We start from the raw sequence: 18,991 nt of genomic DNA, 5'->3' as shown, positions 1-18,991 counted from the left end.
AGATGTCGCCGTGAGAAGCGGCGGCTACCCGGGCAGCACCGCGTCCGGGGAGAGCAGCGCCGGCGGGGGCATCGGGAGCGTGTCGGCGTAGTTGGCGGCGGCGCCGGTGTTCAGCACGACCACCCGCTCGTCGCCGGAGAGCCAGCCGCCGGACCGGAGGCGGCGGACGGCGGCCAGGGTCGCGGCGCCCTCGGGGCACATCAGCATGCCGTCGCTGGCCGCGCACTCCGCCTGGGCGGCCATGATCTCGTCGTCCGGCACGGCCACCGCGGTGCCGCCGCTGTCGCGGACCGCGTCGAGCACCAGGAAGTCGCCGAGCGTGCCGGCCACGTTGATGCCGAACGCGGCGGTTCGCGCCTGGTCGGCCGGCCACGGGTCGGCGGTCTCCGCCCCGGACTCGAAGGCCCGCACGATCGGCGCGCACCCGGTCGCCTGCACCGCCACCAGCCGGGGCAGCGGACCGCTGATCCAGCCGAGTTCGCGTAGCTCGTCCAGCGCCTTGCGGATGCCGATCAGGCCCACCCCGCCGCCGGTCGGGTAGACGATCACGTCGGGCAGCCGCCAGCCGAGCTGCTCGGCGATCTCGATGCCCATCGTCTTCTTGCCCTCGACCCGGTACGGCTCCCGCAGCGTGGCCGTGCTGAACCAGCCCCGCTCGACCGCCTGGGCGGCCAGCCGTCCCGCGTCGGCGATCAGCCCGTCCACCACGTGCACGCGGGCGCCGGCGAGCACCGCCTCGGCCCGGGTGAACGCCGGTGCCAGTGCGGGCGCCACCACGAGCGCCTCCATTCCGGCGCGGGCGGCGTAGGTCGCCCAGGCGGCGCCGGCGTTGCCGTTGGTGGGCATGGTGATCCGCGTGATGCCGAGCTCATGCGCCCGGGACACCCCGACCGCGGCGCCGCGTGCCTTGAAGCTGCCGGTGGGCAGGAGCGCTTCGTCCTTCACGAGCAGATCCAGTACGCCGGCCCGGACGCCGAACCGGGGCACAGGCACCAGCGGCGTCATCCCCTCGCCGAGAGTGACGACGTTGCCCGGGTCGCGCACCGGAAGCAGTTCCCGGTAACGCCAGAGATCCGGCGGCCGGGCGGCGACCTCGGCCGGCGTCACGGTCACCCGCCCCAGGTCGTAGCGGGCCAGGAGCGGCCGCCCGCACGTGCACAGATTCTGTGGTACGTCCGCGTCGTACCGCGTGCCACACCGCCCGCACTCCAGATGTGACAACGCGCTGCTCATCCCGCCGACCCTAATACCGACGTGATCTCGCACTCTTCTCACCCCGCGAGCCGCGTGCCGGGCCCTCCGGTGGGGTAGGCCTTCATGGTGACGGAGAACAATGTCGGCCTGCGCTCCGAACGCGGGCCGGTCCTGCTCGCGGTGATGCTCTCCACCGGCCTCATCGCCATCGACTCGACGATCATCGCGACCGCGGTGCCGTCGATCGTCGCCGACATCGGTGGCTTCACCGAGTTCCCCTGGCTGTTCTCCGTCTACCTGCTGGCCCAGGCCGTGTCGGTGCCGATCTACGGCAAGCTCAACGACCTGTTCGGCCGCAAACCGGTGATCCTCTGGGGCATCGGTTTGTTCCTGCTCAGCTCGATCCTGTGCGGGGTGGCCTGGAGCATCGTGCCGCTGATCGTGTTCCGGGTGCTGCAGGGCCTCGGCGCCGGCGCGATCATGCCGACCACGATCACGATCATCGGCGACCTCTACTCGGTCCGCGAGCGGGCCAAGGTCCAGGGGTACGTGGCCAGCGTGTGGGGCGTCGCCTCGGTGGTCGGCCCGACGCTCGGCGGGGTGTTCTCCGAGTACGTGTCGTGGCGGTGGATCTTCTTCGTCAACATCCCGATCTGCCTGCTGGCCGGCACGATGATCCTGCGCCGCTTCCAGGAGCGGGTGGAACGCCGGCGCCCGGCCGTCGACTACCGCGGCGCCGCCCTGCTCACGGCCGGTCTCACCCTGGTCATCCTGGGCGTGCTGGAGGGCGGCCAGGCGTGGGCGTGGGATTCGCCGATCAGCATCGCGGTCCTCGGCGTCGGCGTGGCGTTGCTGGTGACGTTCGGCCTCGTCGAGCGCTCCGCGCCCGACCCGGTGCTCCCGCTGTGGATCTTCCGGCGCCGGCTCCTGGTCAGCAGCGGCTTCCTGGCGGTGGGCGTCGGCGCGATCTTGCTCGGCCTCAGTTCCTACATTCCCGTGTACGCCCAGGAAGCGCTAGGCACCGGCCCGCTGGTGGCCGGTCTCGCCCTGGGCGCGCTCACCATCGGCTGGCCGATCTCCGCCAGCCAGGCCGGCCGGGTCTACCTGCGATTCGGCTTCCGGGGCTGCGCCCTGATCGGTTCGTCGCTGGTGGTCGGCGGGGTCGCGCTGTTGCTGCTGCTCGATCAGCAGTCGTCGGTCTACGAGGTGGGCGCCTACTGCCTGGTCATCGGCCTGGGCATGGGCCTGACGGCGGCGCCCACGCTGATCGCCGCGCAGTCCAGCGTCGGCTGGTCCGAGCGGGGCGTGGTGACCGCGAACAACATCTTCCTCCGCTCGCTGGGCAGCGCCCTGGGCGCGGCGGTCTTCGGCGCGATCGCCAACGCGGTGGTCGGCGGCGACACGGTCGACCCGGCCCGCCTGACCGACGCCGTGCACCGCATCTTCATCGGCATGCTGCTGGTGGCCGCCGTGATGGTACTGCTGGCCGGCCTGATCCCCAGCTCCGCGGACAAGGTGACCGCCGAGCCGGCTTCTCGGGACTCCGCTTCTCCGGATTCCGCCTCTCCGGACGCTGCCTCCCGTGACGCTGCCTCCTCTGACGCCGTCGCGCCAGGGGGCGGCTCGCCCGGTGCCGCGCCTCGCGCCGGTGCGCCCGGCTGACCGCCGAGCCCGGCACGACTGACGGTCACGCTGAACCGCGGATCACCAGGTCGTCAGCAGCAGATGGTTGACGAGGAGCGCCACCGCGGCCTGGACGACGAGCCAGGCTCGGCGGCGGTCGGCCGGGAGCAGGGCGGCCGCGGCGGGCAGCCAGACCGTGAAGGGCAGCCAGATGCGTTCCACCTCGGCCTTGCTGTAGCCGGACAGGTCGGCGGCGAGGATGGCCGCGGCGGCCGCGATGGTCAGCAGCGGCCCGGCCGAGGTCAGCCTCGGTCCGGCGGAGGTCAGCAGCCGTCCGGCCGAGGTCAGCAGCGGTCCGGCGGGGGTCGGCAGCGGTCCGGCGGGGGTCGGCAGCGGTCCGGCGGAGCGGTGCAGGTCGCGCGGGCGGGTGGTCGCCGCGGCGCGGCGCAGGATGACGGTTGCGGCCGGACCCGCGGCGACCGCGAGGACGATGGCCAGGTTCGCCCAGATCCAATACGTGTACGGGCGGTGCGACGCGACGCCCTGGTAATAGCGCTCGACCACGAGGTGGTATCCGGCTAGCCAGTCGAAACCGGCGACGGTGAACGCCGCCACCACGATCGCAGCTCCGGCGGTTGCCCAGGCGGCGGCGAGCGCCGGGCCGGTCCAGGCGGCGCGTGCGCGGGCGGCGGAGGGCACGTGGCCGGCCCGGGCTTCGTCGGACGCCGCGCCGATCTGACCGGGCCTTGCGTCGATCTGACCGGGCCCCGCGCCGATCTGATCGGGCCCCGCGGCGACCTGATCGGACCCCGCGCCGATTTGATCGGATCCCGCGGCGACCTGATCGGATTGCCGCGGAAGGGGCCGCCCGAGGAACAGGACCGCCAGGGCGATCGGGGTCATCAGGATCAGACCATAGGACAGGTAGCAGCCGAGGCCCAGGATCAAGCCGGCGCCGGCGAGCCGGACCGGTGAGCGGCGCCGGACCCCGGCGGCCAGCAGGGCGATGCCGGTCGCGGTGATCCCGGCGAACAGGCCGTCGGCGGATACCCCGATCCAGACCGCGCCGGGGAACAGGACCAGGAACGGGACGACCGCTCGAGCGGCCTCGTCCGTGCCGAGCTGGCGGACGGTGTGCGGCACGGCTACGGCGACCAATGCGCCGGCCAGGATGCACGTGACGGCCGCCCAGCCACCGCCGGACAGGCCGATCCGGTCGAGGGCTACGAAGATCAGCAGGGTGCCCGGCGGGTGGCCGGCCACATGAGTGGTCCAGGAATCGGGCTGGAAGTCGAGGATGCGGTCGCTGAAGCCGCGCAGCATCGCCGGGATGTCGGTGACGCCGGGGACCTCGTGCAGATATTCGAACCGGGTGGTGAGGCGGCCGGCGACACCGCGATCCCAGCCGTCGATCAGCGCCAGCGCGGTGATCCAGGCGACCGCCGTGCCATAGGCGGCCAGGCAGAGCCGACGCCACGGCAGCCGCCGGGACAGCTCGGCGCCGTAGCGGCAGACCAGCAGAGCGATCAGGACCGCGGGTACGGTGCCCGGCCCGACGTGCGGGCGCCAATGCGCGAACAGCGGCGCCGCGCTCGCGTGCACCGGCCGCCCGGCCAGCCACAACAGCCCGCCGACGACCGCCGCGACGACGAACAGCCCCATCGCCCCCGCGGCAAAGCCCACATCGCCGCGCGACGTGGGGCGCCGGAATCGGGTGGTGCCGGCCGCCGGAGGAAGTGCGCCACGCCGCCGGAGGAGGCGCGCTGCCGGATTGAAGAAGCGCGCGGTCGGCCGGGAGGAGCGGGGCGGGGTCGGCCGGGAGGAGCGGGGCGTCTCGCGTGAGGTGGCGTCGGGGGTTTTCCCCTCGGGCCGGCGGACCGTCATCCGCGGAGCGGGGCGGTGGCGAACTCGGCCATGCCGTCGGCGAGGTGGACGGCCGCGGTGAAGCCCAGCTCGGTGGCGGCGCGAGCGGGCGAGGCCACCACGTGCCGGACGTCGCCCAGCCGGAACTCGCCCGTGACCACCGGCGCCGGTCCGCCCGCGGCCGTGGCGAGGGCTCCGGCCATCGCTCCGATCGTGGCGGGACGGCCGGACGCCACGTTGTAGGCGCGGAACCCGGAGCGGGGGGTGATGTCGGCCAGGGCCGCGACGTTGGCCGCCGCCACGTCGCGGACGTGGACGAAGTCGCGTTGCTGGGCGCCGTCCTCGAACACCCGCGGTGCGCGTCCGGCCTGGAGCGCGGACCGGAAGATCGCCGCCACCCCGCTGTACGGCGTGTCGCGGGGCATCCCGGGGCCGTACACGTTGTGGTAGCGCAGCGCGGTCACCGCTCCGCCGGTCTGCCTGGCCCATGCGGCGCTGAGGTGCTCCTGCGCGACCTTCGTGGCCGCGTAGACGCTGCGCGGGTCGAGCGGCGCGTCCTCGTCCACCCGGTCCGAGGTGAGGGCCGCGCCGCAGCGTGGGCAGGCGGGCTCGAAGCGGCCGGCGTCCAGCTCGGACCGCTCGCGGGCGGCCGGGCGCACCGGTCCGTGCCGCTCGCAGGTGTACGCGCCCTCGCCGTACACCACCATGGAGCTGGCCAGCACCAGCCGCAGGACCCCGGCGCGGGCCATCTCGGCGAGCAGCACCGCCGTGCCGAGATCGTTGCATCCCACGTACTCGGGCAGGTCGTCGAGGTCGACGCCGAGCCCGACCATTGCCGCCTGGTGCACGACGGCGTCCACTCCGGTCAGCGCCTCGGCCACCGCCGTGCGGTCGCGCACGTCCATCCGGCGTACCGGAAGACCTGCGACCTGGACCGGCAACGGCCCGGAGTGGGCCGCGGGGTTTCCGGAGTCGATGACGGTCACGTCGTGGCCGGCCGCGAGCAGAGCCGTCACGACATGCGAACCGATGAAACCGGCGCCGCCGGTCACGAGCACATGGGTCATGGTGCCGACAGTAGGAGCGCGGAGGGGCGGAAACAGCGGACGTCATCATTCGGTAAGGGTTCGTCATTTCCGCGTAAGGCCTTTCCGGCGTTACTGCCATTAACTTTCCGGGGCATGAGCGATGTGGTGCTGCCCTGCCGGGACGAGGCTCGTGCCCTGCCCGGCCTGCTGAGCGGGATGCCGCGCGGCTATCGGCCGATCGTGGTGGACAACGGCTCGACCGACGGCACGGCCGAGGTGGCCCGCGCGTACGGCGCGGTGGTGATCGCGGTGGCCGAGCCGGGCTACGGCGCCGCCGTGCACGCCGGGATCGTGGCGGCCGACCCGGACGACGGCGTGGTCTGCGTGATGGACGCCGACGGCTCGTTCGACCCGGCGCAGCTGGTCCGGGTGGCCGGCCCGGTGCGGCGGGGTGAGGCCCGGCTCGCCGTGGGACGGCGCCGGCCGGTGGCCCGGGGCGTGTGGCCGGCGCACGCGCGGATGGCCAACGCGGCGCTGGCGTGGCGACTGCGCCGGACCGCCGGACTGCCGGTGCACGACATCGGCGCGATGCGTGCTTTCCGCCGTGACGACCTGCTCGCCCTGGATCTGCGCGACCGCCGCTTCGGCTATCCGCTGGAGTTGCTGATCGCCGTCGGCCGGGCCGGGTGGCCGGTGGTCGAGGTGGACGTCGACTACCACGACCGCGCGGCCGGCACCCGCTCCAAGGTGACCGGGACGGTGCGCGGCACGGTTCGCGCGGTGCGGGACATGAGCGCGGTGCTGGCCCGATGACCGGCCGGGTGCTTGTCATGGCGAAAGCTCCGGTGCCGGGCCGGGTGAAGACCCGTCTCTGTCCACCGTGGACGCCGGAGCAGGCGGCCGGGCTGGCGGCCGCGGCGCTGGCCGACACCCTCGACGTGGTCGGCGAGTCGGCCGCCACCGAACGGGTGCTCGTGATCGACGGCGATTACCCGCCGCCGCCGGGCTGGATCACGCGCCCGCAAAGCGGTGGGCCGCTGGGGGAGCGGCTGGCCGACGCGTTCGCCGAGGCGCCGGCCGTGCTGGTCGGCATGGACACCCCCCAGCTGACCGCCGCGCACCTCGACCGGGCCCTGCGGGCGCTGACCCGGGCGGATGCGGTGTTCGGCCCGGCCGCGGACGGTGGCTGGTGGGCGCTGGGCCTGCGGCGCGAGGCGTACGCCGACGTGCTGCGCGACATACCGACGTCCACCCCGGAGACCGGTGCCCTGACGTTGGAAGCGTTGCTGCACAAGGGTTTGAGCGTCGTCACGCTGCCGGTGCTGCGCGATGTGGACACGGCCGGCGACGCGCTCGAGGTCGCCGCGGCCTGCCCGCCGCACAGCCGGTTCGCCCGGGCCGTGGCGGCCGCCGGATGAGCGCGGCGGCCGTCTTCGACGCGGTCTTCCGCCGGGCCGAGGCTGACGTCCCGGCCTCGTTCGCGGTGCACGGGCCCGGCGGCGGAGTGGTTCTCGACCCGGCGATGTGGTGCCGCGACGACGTTCCGGGCGACTCGACCCTGCTCGCCGCCTGCACCGGGCCGACCTTGGACGTGGGCTGCGGCCCGGGCCGCCTGACCGCCGCGCTGGCCGCCGCCGGCCTGGCCGCCCTCGGCATCGACGTCAGCGCCGCGGCCGTCCGCCTGGCCCGCCGCCGCGGTGCGGTGGCCCTGCAACGGGACGTCTTCGGGCCGCTGCCGGACACCGGCCGGTGGGCGCATCTGCTTCTCGCGGACGGCAACATCGGCATCGGCGGCGACCCGCCCCGGCTGCTGCGCCGCTGCCGGAGCCTGCTCGCCGCGAAGGGCCGGCTGCACCTCGAGCTCGCCCCGCCGGGCACCCCGAGCTGGGCCGGCCCGGCGACCGCGCACCACGGCGCCGAGGCGGCCACGATCGCGTGGGCCGCGGTGGCCGCCGACGACCTGGGCGACCTGGCGGCGACGTCCGCCCTGCGGGTGGTGCGGACCTGGACGGAGGCCGGGCGATGGTTCGCCACCCTGACGCCGCGATGAAGGCCCGCCTGAGGCGCTACTGGCTCGCCCCGCTGCCCGCGCCTCCGGAACGCTATCGGCGTGGACCGTGGCGGCCCGGTTTCTTCCGTTCCGGGCGCCGGTCCACCGCCCTGACCGCCCGCCTCGGGCTGTGGCTCGGCCTGGCGTTCGGCATCTGCTTCCTCACCGGGCTGCTCAGCCACGTGATCCAGCATCCGCCCGGATGGTTCTGGTGGCCGTCCCGCCCGGTACGCCTCTACCAGGTCACCCAGGGCCTGCACGTGATCACCGGTCTCGCCTCGGCGCCGCTGCTCGTGGCCAAGCTGTGGTCGGTCTATCCCCGCCTGTTCGCCTGGCCGCCGGCGCGGACGGTCGCGCACGCCGCCGAGCGCGGCGCGGTGGCCCTGCTCGTCGCCGCGTCCCTCTTCCAGGTGGTCAGCGGCATCCTCAACATCTTCCAGAAGTACGGGTTGATGCCGTTCTTCTTCACCGCCGCTCACTACTGGATCGGCTGGCTCCTGATCGGTGCGATGCTGATCCACGTCGGCACGCGGCCACGGCGGACGGAGGGGCTGTCCAAGGACCGGCGCAGGCTGCTGCTCGGCGTGGGCGCGGCCGCCGGGCTGATCACCCTGTTCACCGCCGGCCAGACGGTGCGGCCGCTCGCCCCGGTCGCGCTGCTCGCACCCCGCCGCCCGGGCGACGGCCCGCAGGGTCTGCCGGTGAACAAGACCGCCGCCGCGGCGGGAGTGCTGCCACTGATCGACGACCCCGCGTACCGGATCATCCTGGCCGGACCCGGCGGCGAGCTCAGCCTCGACCTGGCCGCGCTGAACGCCCTGCCGCAGCATGCCGCCATCCTGCCGATCGCCTGCGTCGAGGGGTGGAGTTCCACCGCGACCTGGAGCGGCGTGCGGCTGCGAGACCTTGTCGCGATGGCCGGCGCCGACCCGGACCGGGCGGTGGCCGAGGTCGAGTCGGTGCAGGCCGGTGGCCGTTACCGGACGTCGGTCGTCGCGCCGGAACACGTCCGCGACCCGCTGACCCTGATCGCGTTGCGGCTGCGTGGCGAGGTGCTGCACGCCGACCACGGTTACCCCGCCCGGCTCATCGCCCCCAACCGGCCCGGCGTGCTGCAGACCAAGTGGGTCGGGCGGATCACCGTACGGGAGGAGACGTGACCCGCGTGCGTACCCTGCTGATCGTGGCCGGCGTAGCCGGTCTGGTCCACGCCGTGCTGGGCCTGCTCACCGACCCGGACATCCGCCTGGCCGGGGTCTTGATCTTCCTCGCCGTCGTGCTGGTCGCCCACGACGCGCTGTGGATGCCGGCGTTGCTGGCGGTGACCACCCTGGTGGCGCGCATGAGGAACCGTAAGACTCCGGAAAGCACTCCGGGCCCCGGCAATGGGTAGCGTGGCGTGCGTGGGACATCAGGTACTGGTGGTCGATGACGACCGGACGGTGAGCGACGTCGTGCGCCGCTATCTGGAACAGGCCGGCTATGCCGTGGTGCTGGCCGCGGACGGCGCCGACGGCCTGGCCGCGATCGCCGCGCACCGGCCCGACCTGGTGGTGCTCGACCTGATGATGCCGGGCATCGACGGCATCGAGGTGTGCCGCCGGGTCCGCCGGCAGCATCCGGAGCTGCCGGTGGTGATGCTGACCGCGCTCGGTGAGGAGGCCGACCGGGTGCTCGGCCTGGAGGTCGGCGCCGACGACTACGTGACCAAGCCGTTCTCGCCGCGCGAGCTCGTCCTGCGGATCCGGTCGGTGCTGCGCCGCAGCGGCGCCCCGGCCGACGACCCGGACGCGCCGGCGGTGCTGTCCGACGGCGCCCTGACCGCCGACACCGCCCGGCGGACCGCGTCCCTGGCCGGTGAGCCGCTGGCTCTGACCGGACGCGAGTTCGACCTGCTCGCCTTCCTGCTGCGCAACCCGGGCCGGGCCTGGTCCCGGACCGATCTGCTCGGCAAGGTGTGGGGCTGGCAGTTCGGCGACCAGTCCACGGTCACCGTCCACGTGCGGCGGCTGCGCGAGAAGATCGAACCGGATCCCGCCGCGCCGACCCGCATCCTCACCGTCTGGGGCGTCGGCTACCGCTACGAGGCGGCCGTCTGATGGGCGACATGCTGCTGATCGGCCTCTACGCGCTGCTGGCCGGCACCGCGGTCGCCGGGGCCGGCGCCGTGGTTCTGCGGCTGCTGCGCGGCCGGTCCGTGCTGGTGCACATCCTGGTGCTGCTCGCCGTCACCGTCCTCGCCGTGGTCGCGGGCGTGGCCGTGGTCGCGTACGCCATGTTCCTGTCCGGGCACGACCTGCGCGTCGTGCTCGTCACGGTGGCCGCCTCGGCCGTGGTCAGCCTGCTCGTCGGGGGGCTGTTCGGCCGGCGGCTGGCCGCCGCCGCGATGTGGGCGCGGGCGGCCCGGGAGCGTGAGCGCCGGCTCGAGGCGGGGCGACGCGACCTGGTCGCCTGGGTCTCGCACGATCTGCGTACGCCGCTGGCGGGCCTGCGCGCGATGGCCGAGGCGCTGGAGGACGGCGTGGTCGCCGATCCGGCCACCGCCGCCGAGTACCACCGGCGGATCCGGGTCGAGACCGGCCGGATGACGCAGCTCGTCGACGACCTGTTCGAGCTGTCCCGGATCAACGCCGGCGCCCTGCGCCTGATCCCGACCGCGGTGCCGCTGCACGACGTGGTGTCGGACGCGATCGCCGGGGTGGCGCCGCTGGCCGCCAGCCGCCGGATCACCGTTCTCGCGCCGGAGACCGGCTGGCCGGTGGTCCGGGCCGGCGAGCCGGAACTCGCCCGGGTGGTCCGCAACCTGCTGATCAACTCGGTCCGGTACACGCCGGCCGACGGGACCGTTCACATCGCCGCCGGGCTCGACCGCGACGATGTGTGGCTGGCGGTCTCGGACAGCTGCGGTGGCATCCCGGCGGACGACCTCGGGCGGGTCTTCGACGTGGCGTTCCGCGGCGAGCGTGCCCGGACCCCGTCCACCGCGGCCGGTGGTGGCCTCGGCCTGGCCATCGTGCGCGGGCTGGTCGAGGCGCACGGCGGTCGCGTCGGCGTGCGCAACGTCGCCGGCGGCTGCCGCTTCGAGGTGCGCCTCCCCGCTGCCTGACCTCTCAGGTGGCCACGATGAGGATGGCGGCGTCGTCCTCCCGGACCGGTCCGCCGACCGGCTCGAGGAGGCGGTCCGCGAGTTCCTCCAGGTCGGCGTGCCGGTGGGCGGTGAGCCGGCGCCGCAGCTCGGCGAAGCCCTCGTCCAGGGGCCGGGTGCGGGTCTCGATCAGGCCGTCGGTGTGCAGGAGCAGGCGGGCGCCGGCCGGCAGGACCCGGGTGTGGTTGGTGCGGGACACCTTGCGCAGCGCGCCGAGCAGGGGATCGCGGCCGGGCAGGGTCTCGGCCTCGCTGCCGGGGTGCAGCAGGATCGGCGGCGGGTGACCCGCGTTGGACCAGGTCAGGGTGTAACCGCCGGACGGGGCCTCGTCGAGGTAGGCCAGGATCACGGTGGCCATGCCGAGGCCGCCGAGCGCGCGGGTGGTCCGCTCGAGCCGCCGGAGCAGCGCGGAGGGCGGCTCGTGACGGTCGATGACCAGGCCGCGGAGCAGGCTGCGGTACTGGCTCATGCCGGCGGCGGCCTCCACGCTGTGACCGGTGACGTCGCCGATGACCAGGGCCAGCCGGGTGCGGTCGACGGCGATCACGTCGTACCAGTCCCCGCCCACGTAGTCCGCGTGGTGGGCCGCCTCGTACCGGGTGGCGAGCCGGAGGCCGTCGACGGCCGGAGGCGACGTGAGCAGGGCCTTCTGCAGGGTTTCGGCGGCGGCGCGGCGGTCGTCGAAGACGTGTGCCCGGTCGATCGCCCGGGCGACGTGGCCGGCGAGGGCGGCCAGCAGGGCCTGCTCGGCGGTGTCGAGCGCGTGCGGCTGTTTCCAGGCGAAGGTGAGTGCCCCGATCGCGCCGCCCGGGCCGGGCAGCGGAGCGCTCGCCGCGGACTGCCAGCCGAGGGCCGCCATCGTCTCGGCCACCTCGGGCGCCGCCGCGCTGACCGCGGCCGGGTCGGAGAGCAGCACCAGCGCGCCGGTGCCGGCCGCGACCGCCGCGGGGGACCGGCCGGCGCGGTGGTGGTCGGCCCACCGGTCGGCCAGGTCCGCGGGCAGTTCCTCGTCGGCGTACGAGGTGGCCTGGTCGTTGGCCGGCTCGAGCAGGAAGACGCCGACGTGGGCCGGGTCGAGCGTGCCGATCGCCAGGTGGCGCAGGGTGGCGAGCACGTCGTCGAAGCTGGTGGTGTCGGCCAGTGCCGCGCTGGCCCGCAGCAGGAGCTGGCTGCGGTCGTACGCGGCCCCGGCGCGGGAGTGCGCGGCGACCGCGATCCGCTCGGCGGTCTCGGCGCGTCGCGTGGCGATGCGCAGCCGCAGGCTGTCTGAGCAGGCGGCGGCCAGGTCGGACAGCAGGCCGAGTTCCTCCGAGGTCCACTCGCGAGGCTCGGTGTCGATGGCGCACAGCGACCCGAGCACATTGCCGTCCGCGTCGGTGAGCGGCATCCCGGCGTAACCGATCACCCCCAGATCGTCGATCGCGAGGTTGCCGGCGACCCGGGGGTCGGTCCGGGCGTCGGTGATGATCAACGGCTCGGCGGTGGCCACGACGTGCTGGCAGAACGAGTGCGACAGCGGCGTCTGCCGGAGCTGCTGCCACGGGTCGCCGAGGCCGCAGGCGCCGGGGAAGAACTGGCGCTCCGGGTCGACGAGCGTCACCAGGGCGACCGGCGCGCCGATCACATGGCGGACCATCTGCGCGAAACGGTCGAACGTCGGATCGGCCGCCGCGTCCAGCCCGATCCGGCCGAGCGCATCGAGGCGGCCCGTCGCCCGCAGTGCGGCGTCGACGTCGTCCGTGGTCATGGGGCCACGTTCTCACAGATCCCGGGCGACGGTGCGGACGGAATCGCGCAGCCAGCGGTGTGCCGGGTCGGAGTCCAGCCGGGGGTGCCACGCCATCCGGTAGGTCATCGTGCCGATCTCCGGCGGAGCGGCGACGACGCGCAGGCCGGGCAGGTCGGCGAACACCGCGGCGAGCCGCTCGGGGAAGGTGAGCACCAGGTCGGTGCCGGGCAGCGCGTGCGGCGCGACGGCGTGGAACGGGATGGTCGAGCCGACCTCGCGGGGCGTGCCGCGGCCGGCCAGGATCTGGTCGACGGCGGGCTGGCTGCCGTCGGTGATGTCGATGACCACGTGCCGGCAGGTGAGGTAGGCGGCCAGGTCGAGCGCCTCGGCGCCGGCCAGCGGATGGGTATCGGCGAGGACGCAGACGAACCGGTCCTCGAACAGGGCCGTGCTGTGCAGCGGCTCGGGCGCCTGGGCGCCGTAGAAGGTCAGGTCCAGGCCGCCGCGGCCGAGCTCCTCGAAGGTGCTCTCGTGCCAGGAGTGGAACCGCACGACCGACTGCGGCGACTCGGTGAGCAGCCGCCGCTGGAGCGGGATGCCGAGCACGGCGACCGTGTAGTCGCTGCCGCTGAGCCGGATGGTCTGGCTCAGCGCGGCCGGGTCGAACGTCTCGGCGAGGAAGATCGCACCCAACCGGGGGACCACCGCGGCGACCTGCTCGCGGAGGCGCTCGGCGCGCGGGGTCAGGCGGTAGCCACCGGGGTCACGGACCAGCAGGGCGTCGCCGAGGGTGCGGCGCAGCCGTTGCAGGGCCCGGCTCATCGCCGACTGGCTCAGCCCGGTGCGTTCGGCGGCGCGCGAGATGTGCCGCTCGTCCAGCAGCGCGGCCAGCGCCGGGAGCAGGTTCAGGTCGACGTTCTCCAGTTGCGTGCGGTGCATAGTTGGAATGCTACTTATGCATGGCGCGCGCGGGCAATCCCGGGCATCGTGGGGGACGAAGCCAATCAGCAGAGGGAGACAGTCATGAAGGTCGCAGTGGTAACCGGAGGTTCGCGGGGCATCGGCCGGGCGTCCGCGGTGCGTCTCGCCCGGGACGGGTTCGCGGTGGTGATCAACTACGCGTCCCGCTCCGACGAGGCCGACAAGGCCGTCGCCGAGGTACGGGAAGCCGGCGGCACCGGGATCGCGGTGGCCGGCGACGTCGGCGACGAGCAGGCCATGGCGGCCGTGTTCGACCGGGCCGAGTCCGAGTTCGGCGGGGTGGACGTGCTGGTGAACGCGGCAGGCGTCATGTCGCTGTCCCCGATCGCGGACCTCGACCTCGACGTGCTCGACCGGATCTACCGGACGAACATCCGCGGCACCTTCGTCGTGGACCAGCTCGCCGCGCGGCGGCTGCGCCCCGGCGGCGCGATCATCAACTTCTCCACGTCGGTGGTCGGCACCCGGATTCCCACCTACGGGGCGTACGTGGCCAGCAAGAGCGCCGTCGAGGGCCTGAGCCTGATCCTGGCCCGCGAGCTGCGCGGCCGCGACGTGACCGTCAACGCGGTGGCGCCCGGCCCGACCGCCACCGACCTGTTCCTGGACGGCAAGAGCGAGGAGCAGGTGAACACCCTCGCCCAGGCCGTCCCGCTGGAGCGCCTCGGCCAGCCGGACGACATCGCCGGCGTGGTCGCGTTCCTCGCGAGCAAGGACGGGCACTGGGTCAACGGGCAGGTTCTGCGCGCCAACGGAGGGCTGGTCTGATGCCGGCGACTCTGGAGCCATCGACTCTGAAGCCGTCGACGATCGTGGTCACCGGCGCGTCCAGCGGCTTCGGCAACCTCGCCGCCGTCGCGCTCGCCCGGGCCGGGCACACCGTGTACGCCGGGATGCGCGCCACCGCCGGCCGCAACGCCCCGCGCGTCGCCGACCTGCGCGAGAAGTCGGCGGCCGAGGGCATCGACGTGCGTGGCATCGAGATGGACGTGCAGAATCAGGCCTCGGTCGACGCCGCGATCGAGCGCATCGTCGCCGAGCAGGACCGCCTCGACGTGGTCGTGCACAACGCCGGTCACATGATGCTCGGTCCCGCCGAGGCGTTCGCGCCGGAGCAACTCGCCGAGCTGTACGACATCAACGTGCTCAGCACCCAGCGGGTCAACCGGGCCGCCCTGCCGGTCCTGCGCCGCCAGCGGTCCGGCCTGCTCGTCTGGGTGGGCAGCTCGAGCACCCGTGGCGGCCACCCGCCGTTCCTCGCGCCGTACTTCGCGGCGAAGGCCGGCATGGACGCGATGGCCGAGAGCTACGCCGCCGAGGTGATCAGGTTCGGCATCGACACCACCATCGTGGTGCCCGGCGCCTACCCCAGCGGCACCAACCACTTCGCCCACGCCGGTTCACCGGCCGACGAGCCGCGTTCCGCCGAGTACGACGAGCTCTACGGCAAGCTGCGGGACGGCATGGCCGCAAGCCTCGCCGGCATCTTCCCGGAGGGCCGGGGCGTGGACGAGGTCGCCGAGGAGATCGTCCGGGTCGTCGGGCTGCCCGCGGGACAACGACCTTTCCGCACGCACATCGACCCGACCCGCGACGGCAGCGAGGTGGTCTCGGCGGTCAGCGACCGGATCCGCGCCGAGTTCTACCACCGCATCGGCATCGCCGAGCTGCTGCCCCAGCACGCCAGCCTCTGACAATCTCTCCTCGGGGTGTCCCGGAGAGCCGGGCCGGTTCCCGGCCCGGCCGGCCACCAACGTCCCGGAGCAGCAGTACCCGCAGTTGCGGGCCGCTCGCCTCAGTGCGGGACGCCGGCGGTCAGGCGCAGGGTGAAACCGTCCGGGTCGCGGGCCATCGTCACGTGGTTGCACGACTGGTTGACGATCCACAGCCCGCGCCCGCCCGGGCCCTCGGGGCCGATCGGCAACAGTCCCGCGAACGGGTCCTTGGGCCCCGGACCGGTGTCGGTGACCTCGGCCACGACGCGGTCCGGGCCCGACCAGACGCGCATCCGGATCGGCGCCCGGCCGTACAGCATCGCGTTGGTGACCACCTCGCTGACCGCGACGACCAGGTCCTCGATCTCGTCGCGGCTGATCCCCTCGTGGCCGGCGGCCCGGACGGCATCGCGGGCCCGCCCCGGCAACGGGTCGGCCAGGTCCGCGACGGGCGGTGTGAGCTGCAGCGGGTCAGGCGGGGCCGGGCGCATCCCGGCCAGGTACGACTCCGGGTCGGCGTACGCCTCGATCGCCGGGTGCGTGCCGTCGGGGCGGGCCTGACGCGGGTGGGTCCGGTCCACGTCGGCCAGCATCGCCGCGGGCGTCGTCCGCCGGTCGTACGCGCACATGCTCCACAGCGGGAAGTCGTCGTACGCGTGGTTGATCGCCGACTCGTAGCGCATCCAGCTGTCCCAGGTGGGGCCGAACGCGGACGCGGGCAGCTCGCCGATGATCCGGATCTGGCCGGCGCCGGCCGCCACGTGATCGGCGAGCAACTGCCGGTAGGAGCGGATCGCGGCGGCCGGCCGGGCGTACATGTCGCCGCCGGTCGCGAACTCCACCGCCGTGCCCGGCGGGCAGCGCCGAACGCACCAGCTCGGCGTTGCGTTCGCCGAGCGCGACCAGGGTGGGCTCCCCGGCCGCCGCGCCCCCGGTCAGGAACGGGACGAGCACGGCGAGCAGTTCCTCGTCGGACGAGTAGTAGAGGGCCTCGTGGAAATAGCCCCGGTGATCCCGGGCTGCGCCGGTCCTCATGCAATTGCCTCCACATGCAGGCGCGGCAGGTCCATCAGGTCCACGACCCGGGCGGTCGCGCGGCCCGCTCCGCGCAGCACCAGGTGCCGGTCGTGCTCGGCGGCCCACCGGTTCATCCGCCACAGCGCGCGATGGTCGGCGAAGCGCAGGCCGGTGGCGTCCAGCACCACCTCGTCATCGCCGGGGAAGCTGAGCCGTCCCAGGGTGACCTCGAACAGCTCGTCGGTGGTCATGTCCAGCTCGCCGGTGAGCGCCGCGGCGCCGCCGTCGGGCGGGCAGCCGTGCAGGTGGAACGGCACCGGCGCGTTGGTGTCGGGGTGCAGGCAGGCCAGCTCGTCGATGGCCGAGGAGTCCAGCTCGCGGCGGTCGTAGGCGCAGATCGCCGAGAACGGGTGCGTCGCCATGTAGCGGTCGATCAGGAGTTCGTACCGGGCGAAGGCGTCCAGTTGCTCACGCGTACGCACCAGGGGTGTCGCCTGAGCGACCACCCGCAGGCCGGTGAATCCCGCGGCGACCGCCGCGCTCGTGACCTTCGCGTACTGCCGGAGCTGCGCCTCGGGATCGATCACCGCGTTGCCCGGGTAGGCGGCACTGATCGAGACGGCGGTGGTCACGTAGCCCGCCGGCGGCGGCAAGTCACCGATCCACCACAGCTGACAGCCGGCTGCGGCGCCGTCGGCCAGGAAGGACTGCGCGCGTGCGTACAGGTCGGAGTCGTCGTCGTAGGAGAAGCACACGTGTTCGTGCGTCACGAGCCGAGCTTAACCGAGTCAGGGTGCAGACTCGACCTGGTGAAGATCGATGAAGCGCAGCACCTCTGGAGTCCCGTGCCCGGCTGGCTGAACACGGCGAGTTACGGTCTCCCACCGCAACCCGGCTGGGACGCGATGCAGGCGGCCCTCGCCGACTGGCGGGGCGGCGTCACCAGTTGGGAAGGGTGGGGCGAGTCGACCGAAGCCGCCCGGGCCGGATTCGCCCGCCTGGTCGGGGTGCCGAGCGGCGACGTCGCCGTCGGCTCGCAGCTCTCGCAGATGCTCGCCCCGGTCGCCGCGTCGGTCCCGGACGGCGCCCGGGTGGTGGCGCCGGAGATCGAGTTCACCTCGAACCTGTTCCCCTGGATGGTGCACCGGGACCGGCTCGACGTGCGCACGGTGCCGGTCGACCGGCTGCTCGAGTCGGTGGCCGCCGGGTGCGACGTCGTCGCGTTCTCGCTGGTGCAGTCGGCCACCGGCGAGGTCGCCGACTACCCGGCCATCGTGGCGGCGGCGCGGGCAGCCGGGGCGATGATCGTCGTCGACGCGTCGCAGGCCTGCGGCTGGCTGCCGTTCGACGCGTCGCTCGCCGACGTGGTGATGGTCGCCGGTTACAAATGGCTGATGGGCCCGCGGGGGACGGCCTTCACCTACTTCAATCCTTCGGTACGCGAGCGGATCCGGCCGATCGCCGCCGGTTGGTACGCCGGGGCCGACGTGCACAGCGCGTACTACGGCCCGGAGATGCGGCTGGCCGACGACGCGCGCCGCTTCGACGTGTCACCGGCGTGGTTCAGCTGGGTCGGCGCCGCGCCCGCGATCGCCCTGCTGGAGGAGATCGGCGTCGAGGCGATCCGCGACCACAACGTCGCCCTGGCCAACCGGTTCCTGGGGGCGCTGGGCCGGCCGCCGGGTGACAGCGCGATCGTGACGGTGGACGCGCCGGGCGCGGAGGAGAAGCTGGCCGCCGCCGGGATCCGCGCCGCGGTCCGGGCCGGTCGGGTGCGGGCGTCCTTCCACGTCTACAGCACCGAGGCCGACGTGGACCTGGCCGTGGCGGCGCTGCGCGGCTGAGTCACCAGGGTGCGGGCGTGCCGTCCCAGGAGAAGAAGCCGGCGGTCGGGCCGTCGTCGGGGAGCAGGGCCAGCCGTACGGCCTCGGCAGCCGCCTCGGCCGGGTCGCCGCCGGCCTGGGCGGCACGCGGGTTGAGGTTGGTGGCGCGCAGCCCCGGGGCGAGCGCGTTGACCTTGACGCCGTCCGCCGCCAGGGCCTGCGCGTAGTAGACGGTCAGGGCGTTGAGTGCCGTCTTCGACGAGCGGTACGCCGCCGCGCCGCCCGCGGACATCCGGAAGTCGAACTGCGGGTTGGGCCCGGTGCTCCAGGCGAGCGAGCCGGTGCCGCTGGAGACGTTGACGATGCGCGGGCGGGCCGAGCGGCGCAGCGCGGGCAGGAACGCGTTGGTGACGGCGAGGACGGCGAAGACGTTGGTCTCGTACACCCGGCGGAAGGTCTCCACGTCGGCGGTGACGGGCGGCTGCCCGGCGTCGCTGATGCCCGCGTTGTTGACCAGCACGTCCAGGTCGGCGACCTGCTCGGCGGCCGCGGCGATCGACTTCTCGTCGGTGACGTCGAGCAGGAGCAGCCGGGCGCCCGCGCCGAGCTCGTCGGCCGCCGCCCGGCCGCGGGCCGCGTCCCGGGCGCCGACGTGCACGGTGAAACCGGCGGCGAGCAGTTGCCGGGCCACCTCCTTGCCGATGCCGCTGTTCGCTCCGGTCACCACCGCGGTGGGCTCGCTCATGAGAACTCCCCTGGGTAATTCCAACGATGCCGTTGGAGTTCTGATGCTACTCCAACGGCACCGTTGGGGTTGTAGGAT

The 18,991-nt window shown here is 73.8% G+C and carries 19 protein-coding genes and 1 pseudogene; 11 read left to right on the top strand and 9 right to left on the bottom strand.

The window, feature by feature from the left end; translation table 11 throughout:
* Positions 1-24: 24 nt before the first annotated feature.
* Complete coding sequence (locus QSK31_RS33335; RefSeq protein WP_285688563.1) at positions 25-1,233, bottom strand: threonine synthase; 1,209 nt, start codon at positions 1,231-1,233, stop codon at positions 25-27.
* Positions 1,234-1,317: 84 nt separating this feature from the next.
* Between QSK31_RS33335 and QSK31_RS33330 the strand changes: the two genes are divergently transcribed.
* Complete coding sequence (locus QSK31_RS33330; protein ID WP_285688562.1) at positions 1,318-2,856, top strand: MFS transporter; 1,539 nt, start codon at positions 1,318-1,320, stop codon at positions 2,854-2,856.
* 42 nt (positions 2,857-2,898) lie between these two features.
* Here QSK31_RS33330 and QSK31_RS33325 read toward each other — a convergent pair whose 3' ends face one another.
* Together QSK31_RS33325 and QSK31_RS33320 are read right to left on the bottom strand one after the other, a co-directional pair.
* Positions 2,899-4,479: a glycosyltransferase family protein gene (locus tag QSK31_RS33325; RefSeq protein ID WP_285688561.1), complete on the bottom strand. Its 1,581-nt coding sequence runs from the start codon at positions 4,477-4,479 to the stop codon at positions 2,899-2,901.
* 218 nt (positions 4,480-4,697) lie between these two features.
* Positions 4,698-5,747, bottom strand: a complete 1,050-nt coding sequence (locus QSK31_RS33320) for an NAD-dependent epimerase/dehydratase family protein (protein WP_285688560.1) — start codon at positions 5,745-5,747, stop codon at positions 4,698-4,700.
* Between the two features lie 114 nt (positions 5,748-5,861).
* Between QSK31_RS33320 and QSK31_RS33315 the strand changes: the two genes are divergently transcribed.
* The 7 genes from QSK31_RS33315 to QSK31_RS33285 are packed head-to-tail and all read left to right on the top strand — an operon-like array spanning position 5,862 to position 10,864.
* Positions 5,862-6,521 (top strand): glycosyltransferase family 2 protein, encoded by a 660-nt coding sequence (locus QSK31_RS33315; protein WP_285688558.1) that lies wholly within the window; start codon positions 5,862-5,864, stop codon positions 6,519-6,521.
* 17 nt (positions 6,522-6,538) lie between these two features.
* Positions 6,539-7,126 carry a TIGR04282 family arsenosugar biosynthesis glycosyltransferase gene (locus QSK31_RS33310; protein ID WP_285688557.1) on the top strand — a complete coding sequence of 196 codons (588 nt, stop codon included), beginning with the start codon at positions 6,539-6,541 and terminating at the stop codon, positions 7,124-7,126.
* Positions 7,123-7,758, top strand: coding sequence for a methyltransferase domain-containing protein (locus tag QSK31_RS33305; protein WP_502873046.1), 636 nt, complete (start codon positions 7,123-7,125; stop codon positions 7,756-7,758). The genes QSK31_RS33310 and QSK31_RS33305 overlap by 4 nt, the downstream gene beginning before the upstream one ends.
* Positions 7,731-8,918 carry a molybdopterin-dependent oxidoreductase gene (locus QSK31_RS33300; RefSeq protein WP_285688556.1) on the top strand — a complete coding sequence of 396 codons (1,188 nt, stop codon included), beginning with the start codon at positions 7,731-7,733 and terminating at the stop codon, positions 8,916-8,918. The genes QSK31_RS33305 and QSK31_RS33300 overlap by 28 nt, the downstream gene beginning before the upstream one ends.
* Complete coding sequence (locus QSK31_RS33295) at positions 8,915-9,151, top strand: hypothetical protein (RefSeq protein ID WP_285688555.1); 237 nt, start codon at positions 8,915-8,917, stop codon at positions 9,149-9,151. The genes QSK31_RS33300 and QSK31_RS33295 overlap by 4 nt, the downstream gene beginning before the upstream one ends.
* Positions 9,144-9,857: a response regulator transcription factor gene (locus tag QSK31_RS33290; protein WP_285688554.1), complete on the top strand. Its 714-nt coding sequence runs from the start codon at positions 9,144-9,146 to the stop codon at positions 9,855-9,857. Before QSK31_RS33295 ends, QSK31_RS33290 begins: the two co-directional genes overlap by 8 nt.
* Entirely contained in the window at positions 9,857-10,864 is a 1,008-nt protein-coding gene (locus tag QSK31_RS33285; protein WP_285688553.1) for a sensor histidine kinase, read from the top strand. The genes QSK31_RS33290 and QSK31_RS33285 overlap by 1 nt, the downstream gene beginning before the upstream one ends.
* A gap of 4 nt (positions 10,865-10,868) precedes the next feature.
* On the opposite strand, the gene QSK31_RS33280 is transcribed toward QSK31_RS33285, so the two are convergent.
* Positions 10,869-12,650: a GAF domain-containing SpoIIE family protein phosphatase gene (locus QSK31_RS33280; RefSeq protein ID WP_285688552.1), complete on the bottom strand. Its 1,782-nt coding sequence runs from the start codon at positions 12,648-12,650 to the stop codon at positions 10,869-10,871.
* 12 nt (positions 12,651-12,662) lie between these two features.
* The gene (locus tag QSK31_RS33275; RefSeq protein WP_285688551.1) at positions 12,663-13,571 is read right to left on the bottom strand and encodes a LysR family transcriptional regulator; all 909 of its coding nucleotides are present in this window, start codon (positions 13,569-13,571) and stop codon (positions 12,663-12,665) included.
* 84 nt (positions 13,572-13,655) lie between these two features.
* Here QSK31_RS33275 and QSK31_RS33270 point away from each other — a divergent pair, with 84 nt between their 5' ends.
* A complete protein-coding gene (locus QSK31_RS33270) occupies positions 13,656-14,381 on the top strand; it encodes an SDR family oxidoreductase (RefSeq protein WP_285688550.1) in 726 nt (241 codons plus the stop codon).
* Positions 14,381-15,307, top strand: a complete 927-nt coding sequence (locus QSK31_RS33265) for an SDR family oxidoreductase (protein WP_285688549.1) — start codon at positions 14,381-14,383, stop codon at positions 15,305-15,307. The genes QSK31_RS33270 and QSK31_RS33265 overlap by 1 nt, the downstream gene beginning before the upstream one ends.
* A gap of 101 nt (positions 15,308-15,408) precedes the next feature.
* Here QSK31_RS33265 and QSK31_RS33260 read toward each other — a convergent pair whose 3' ends face one another.
* The 3 genes and pseudogenes from QSK31_RS33260 to QSK31_RS33250 all read right to left on the bottom strand — a co-directional run bounded on the left by QSK31_RS33260 (position 15,409) and on the right by QSK31_RS33250 (position 17,115).
* A complete protein-coding gene (locus QSK31_RS33260; protein ID WP_285688548.1) occupies positions 15,409-16,170 on the bottom strand; it encodes an anti-sigma factor RsbA family regulatory protein in 762 nt (253 codons plus the stop codon).
* A gap of 67 nt (positions 16,171-16,237) precedes the next feature.
* Positions 16,238-16,363 (bottom strand): annotated as a pseudogene (locus tag QSK31_RS33255) (sensor histidine kinase); the annotation flags it as partial.
* Positions 16,360-17,115, bottom strand: coding sequence for an MEDS and STAS domain-containing protein (locus tag QSK31_RS33250; protein WP_285688547.1), 756 nt, complete (start codon positions 17,113-17,115; stop codon positions 16,360-16,362). The pseudogene QSK31_RS33255 and the gene QSK31_RS33250, both read right to left, overlap by 4 nt.
* A 39-nt stretch (positions 17,116-17,154) precedes the next feature.
* Here QSK31_RS33250 and QSK31_RS33245 point away from each other — a divergent pair, with 39 nt between their 5' ends.
* Positions 17,155-18,189, top strand: a complete 1,035-nt coding sequence (locus tag QSK31_RS33245) for an aminotransferase class V-fold PLP-dependent enzyme (RefSeq protein ID WP_285688546.1) — start codon at positions 17,155-17,157, stop codon at positions 18,187-18,189.
* A 1-nt stretch (position 18,190) separates the two neighbouring features.
* Here the strand turns inward: QSK31_RS33245 and QSK31_RS33240 are convergent, their stop codons facing one another.
* Entirely contained in the window at positions 18,191-18,913 is a 723-nt protein-coding gene (locus QSK31_RS33240; RefSeq protein WP_285688545.1) for an SDR family NAD(P)-dependent oxidoreductase, read from the bottom strand.
* Positions 18,914-18,991: the final 78 nt, after the last annotated feature.

This window comes from Actinoplanes sp. NBRC 103695, from assembly GCF_030269485.1.
Taxonomy (GTDB): Bacteria; Actinomycetota; Actinomycetes; order Mycobacteriales; family Micromonosporaceae; genus Actinoplanes.
The sequence above is the reverse complement of the archived record's forward strand: the minus strand, read 5'-3'. Positions and strand labels throughout refer to the sequence as shown.

Coding starts and splice junctions, on each gene's coding strand:
- QSK31_RS33335 (WP_285688563.1), bottom strand. CDS start 1,233: ATGAGCAGCGCGTTGTCACATCTGGAGTGCGGGCGGTGTGGCACGCGG.
- QSK31_RS33330 (WP_285688562.1), top strand. CDS start 1,318: ATGGTGACGGAGAACAATGTCGGCCTGCGCTCCGAACGCGGGCCGGTC.
- QSK31_RS33325 (WP_285688561.1), bottom strand. CDS start 4,479: ATGGGGCTGTTCGTCGTCGCGGCGGTCGTCGGCGGGCTGTTGTGGCTG.
- QSK31_RS33320 (WP_285688560.1), bottom strand. CDS start 5,747: ATGACCCATGTGCTCGTGACCGGCGGCGCCGGTTTCATCGGTTCGCAT.
- QSK31_RS33315 (WP_285688558.1), top strand. CDS start 5,862: ATGAGCGATGTGGTGCTGCCCTGCCGGGACGAGGCTCGTGCCCTGCCC.
- QSK31_RS33310 (WP_285688557.1), top strand. CDS start 6,539: ATGGCGAAAGCTCCGGTGCCGGGCCGGGTGAAGACCCGTCTCTGTCCA.
- QSK31_RS33305 (WP_502873046.1), top strand. CDS start 7,123: ATGAGCGCGGCGGCCGTCTTCGACGCGGTCTTCCGCCGGGCCGAGGCT.
- QSK31_RS33300 (WP_285688556.1), top strand. CDS start 7,731: ATGGTTCGCCACCCTGACGCCGCGATGAAGGCCCGCCTGAGGCGCTAC.
- QSK31_RS33290 (WP_285688554.1), top strand. CDS start 9,144: ATGGGTAGCGTGGCGTGCGTGGGACATCAGGTACTGGTGGTCGATGAC.
- QSK31_RS33285 (WP_285688553.1), top strand. CDS start 9,857: ATGGGCGACATGCTGCTGATCGGCCTCTACGCGCTGCTGGCCGGCACC.
- QSK31_RS33280 (WP_285688552.1), bottom strand. CDS start 12,650: ATGACCACGGACGACGTCGACGCCGCACTGCGGGCGACGGGCCGCCTC.
- QSK31_RS33275 (WP_285688551.1), bottom strand. CDS start 13,571: ATGCACCGCACGCAACTGGAGAACGTCGACCTGAACCTGCTCCCGGCG.
- QSK31_RS33270 (WP_285688550.1), top strand. CDS start 13,656: ATGAAGGTCGCAGTGGTAACCGGAGGTTCGCGGGGCATCGGCCGGGCG.
- QSK31_RS33265 (WP_285688549.1), top strand. CDS start 14,381: ATGCCGGCGACTCTGGAGCCATCGACTCTGAAGCCGTCGACGATCGTG.
- QSK31_RS33240 (WP_285688545.1), bottom strand. CDS start 18,913: ATGAGCGAGCCCACCGCGGTGGTGACCGGAGCGAACAGCGGCATCGGC.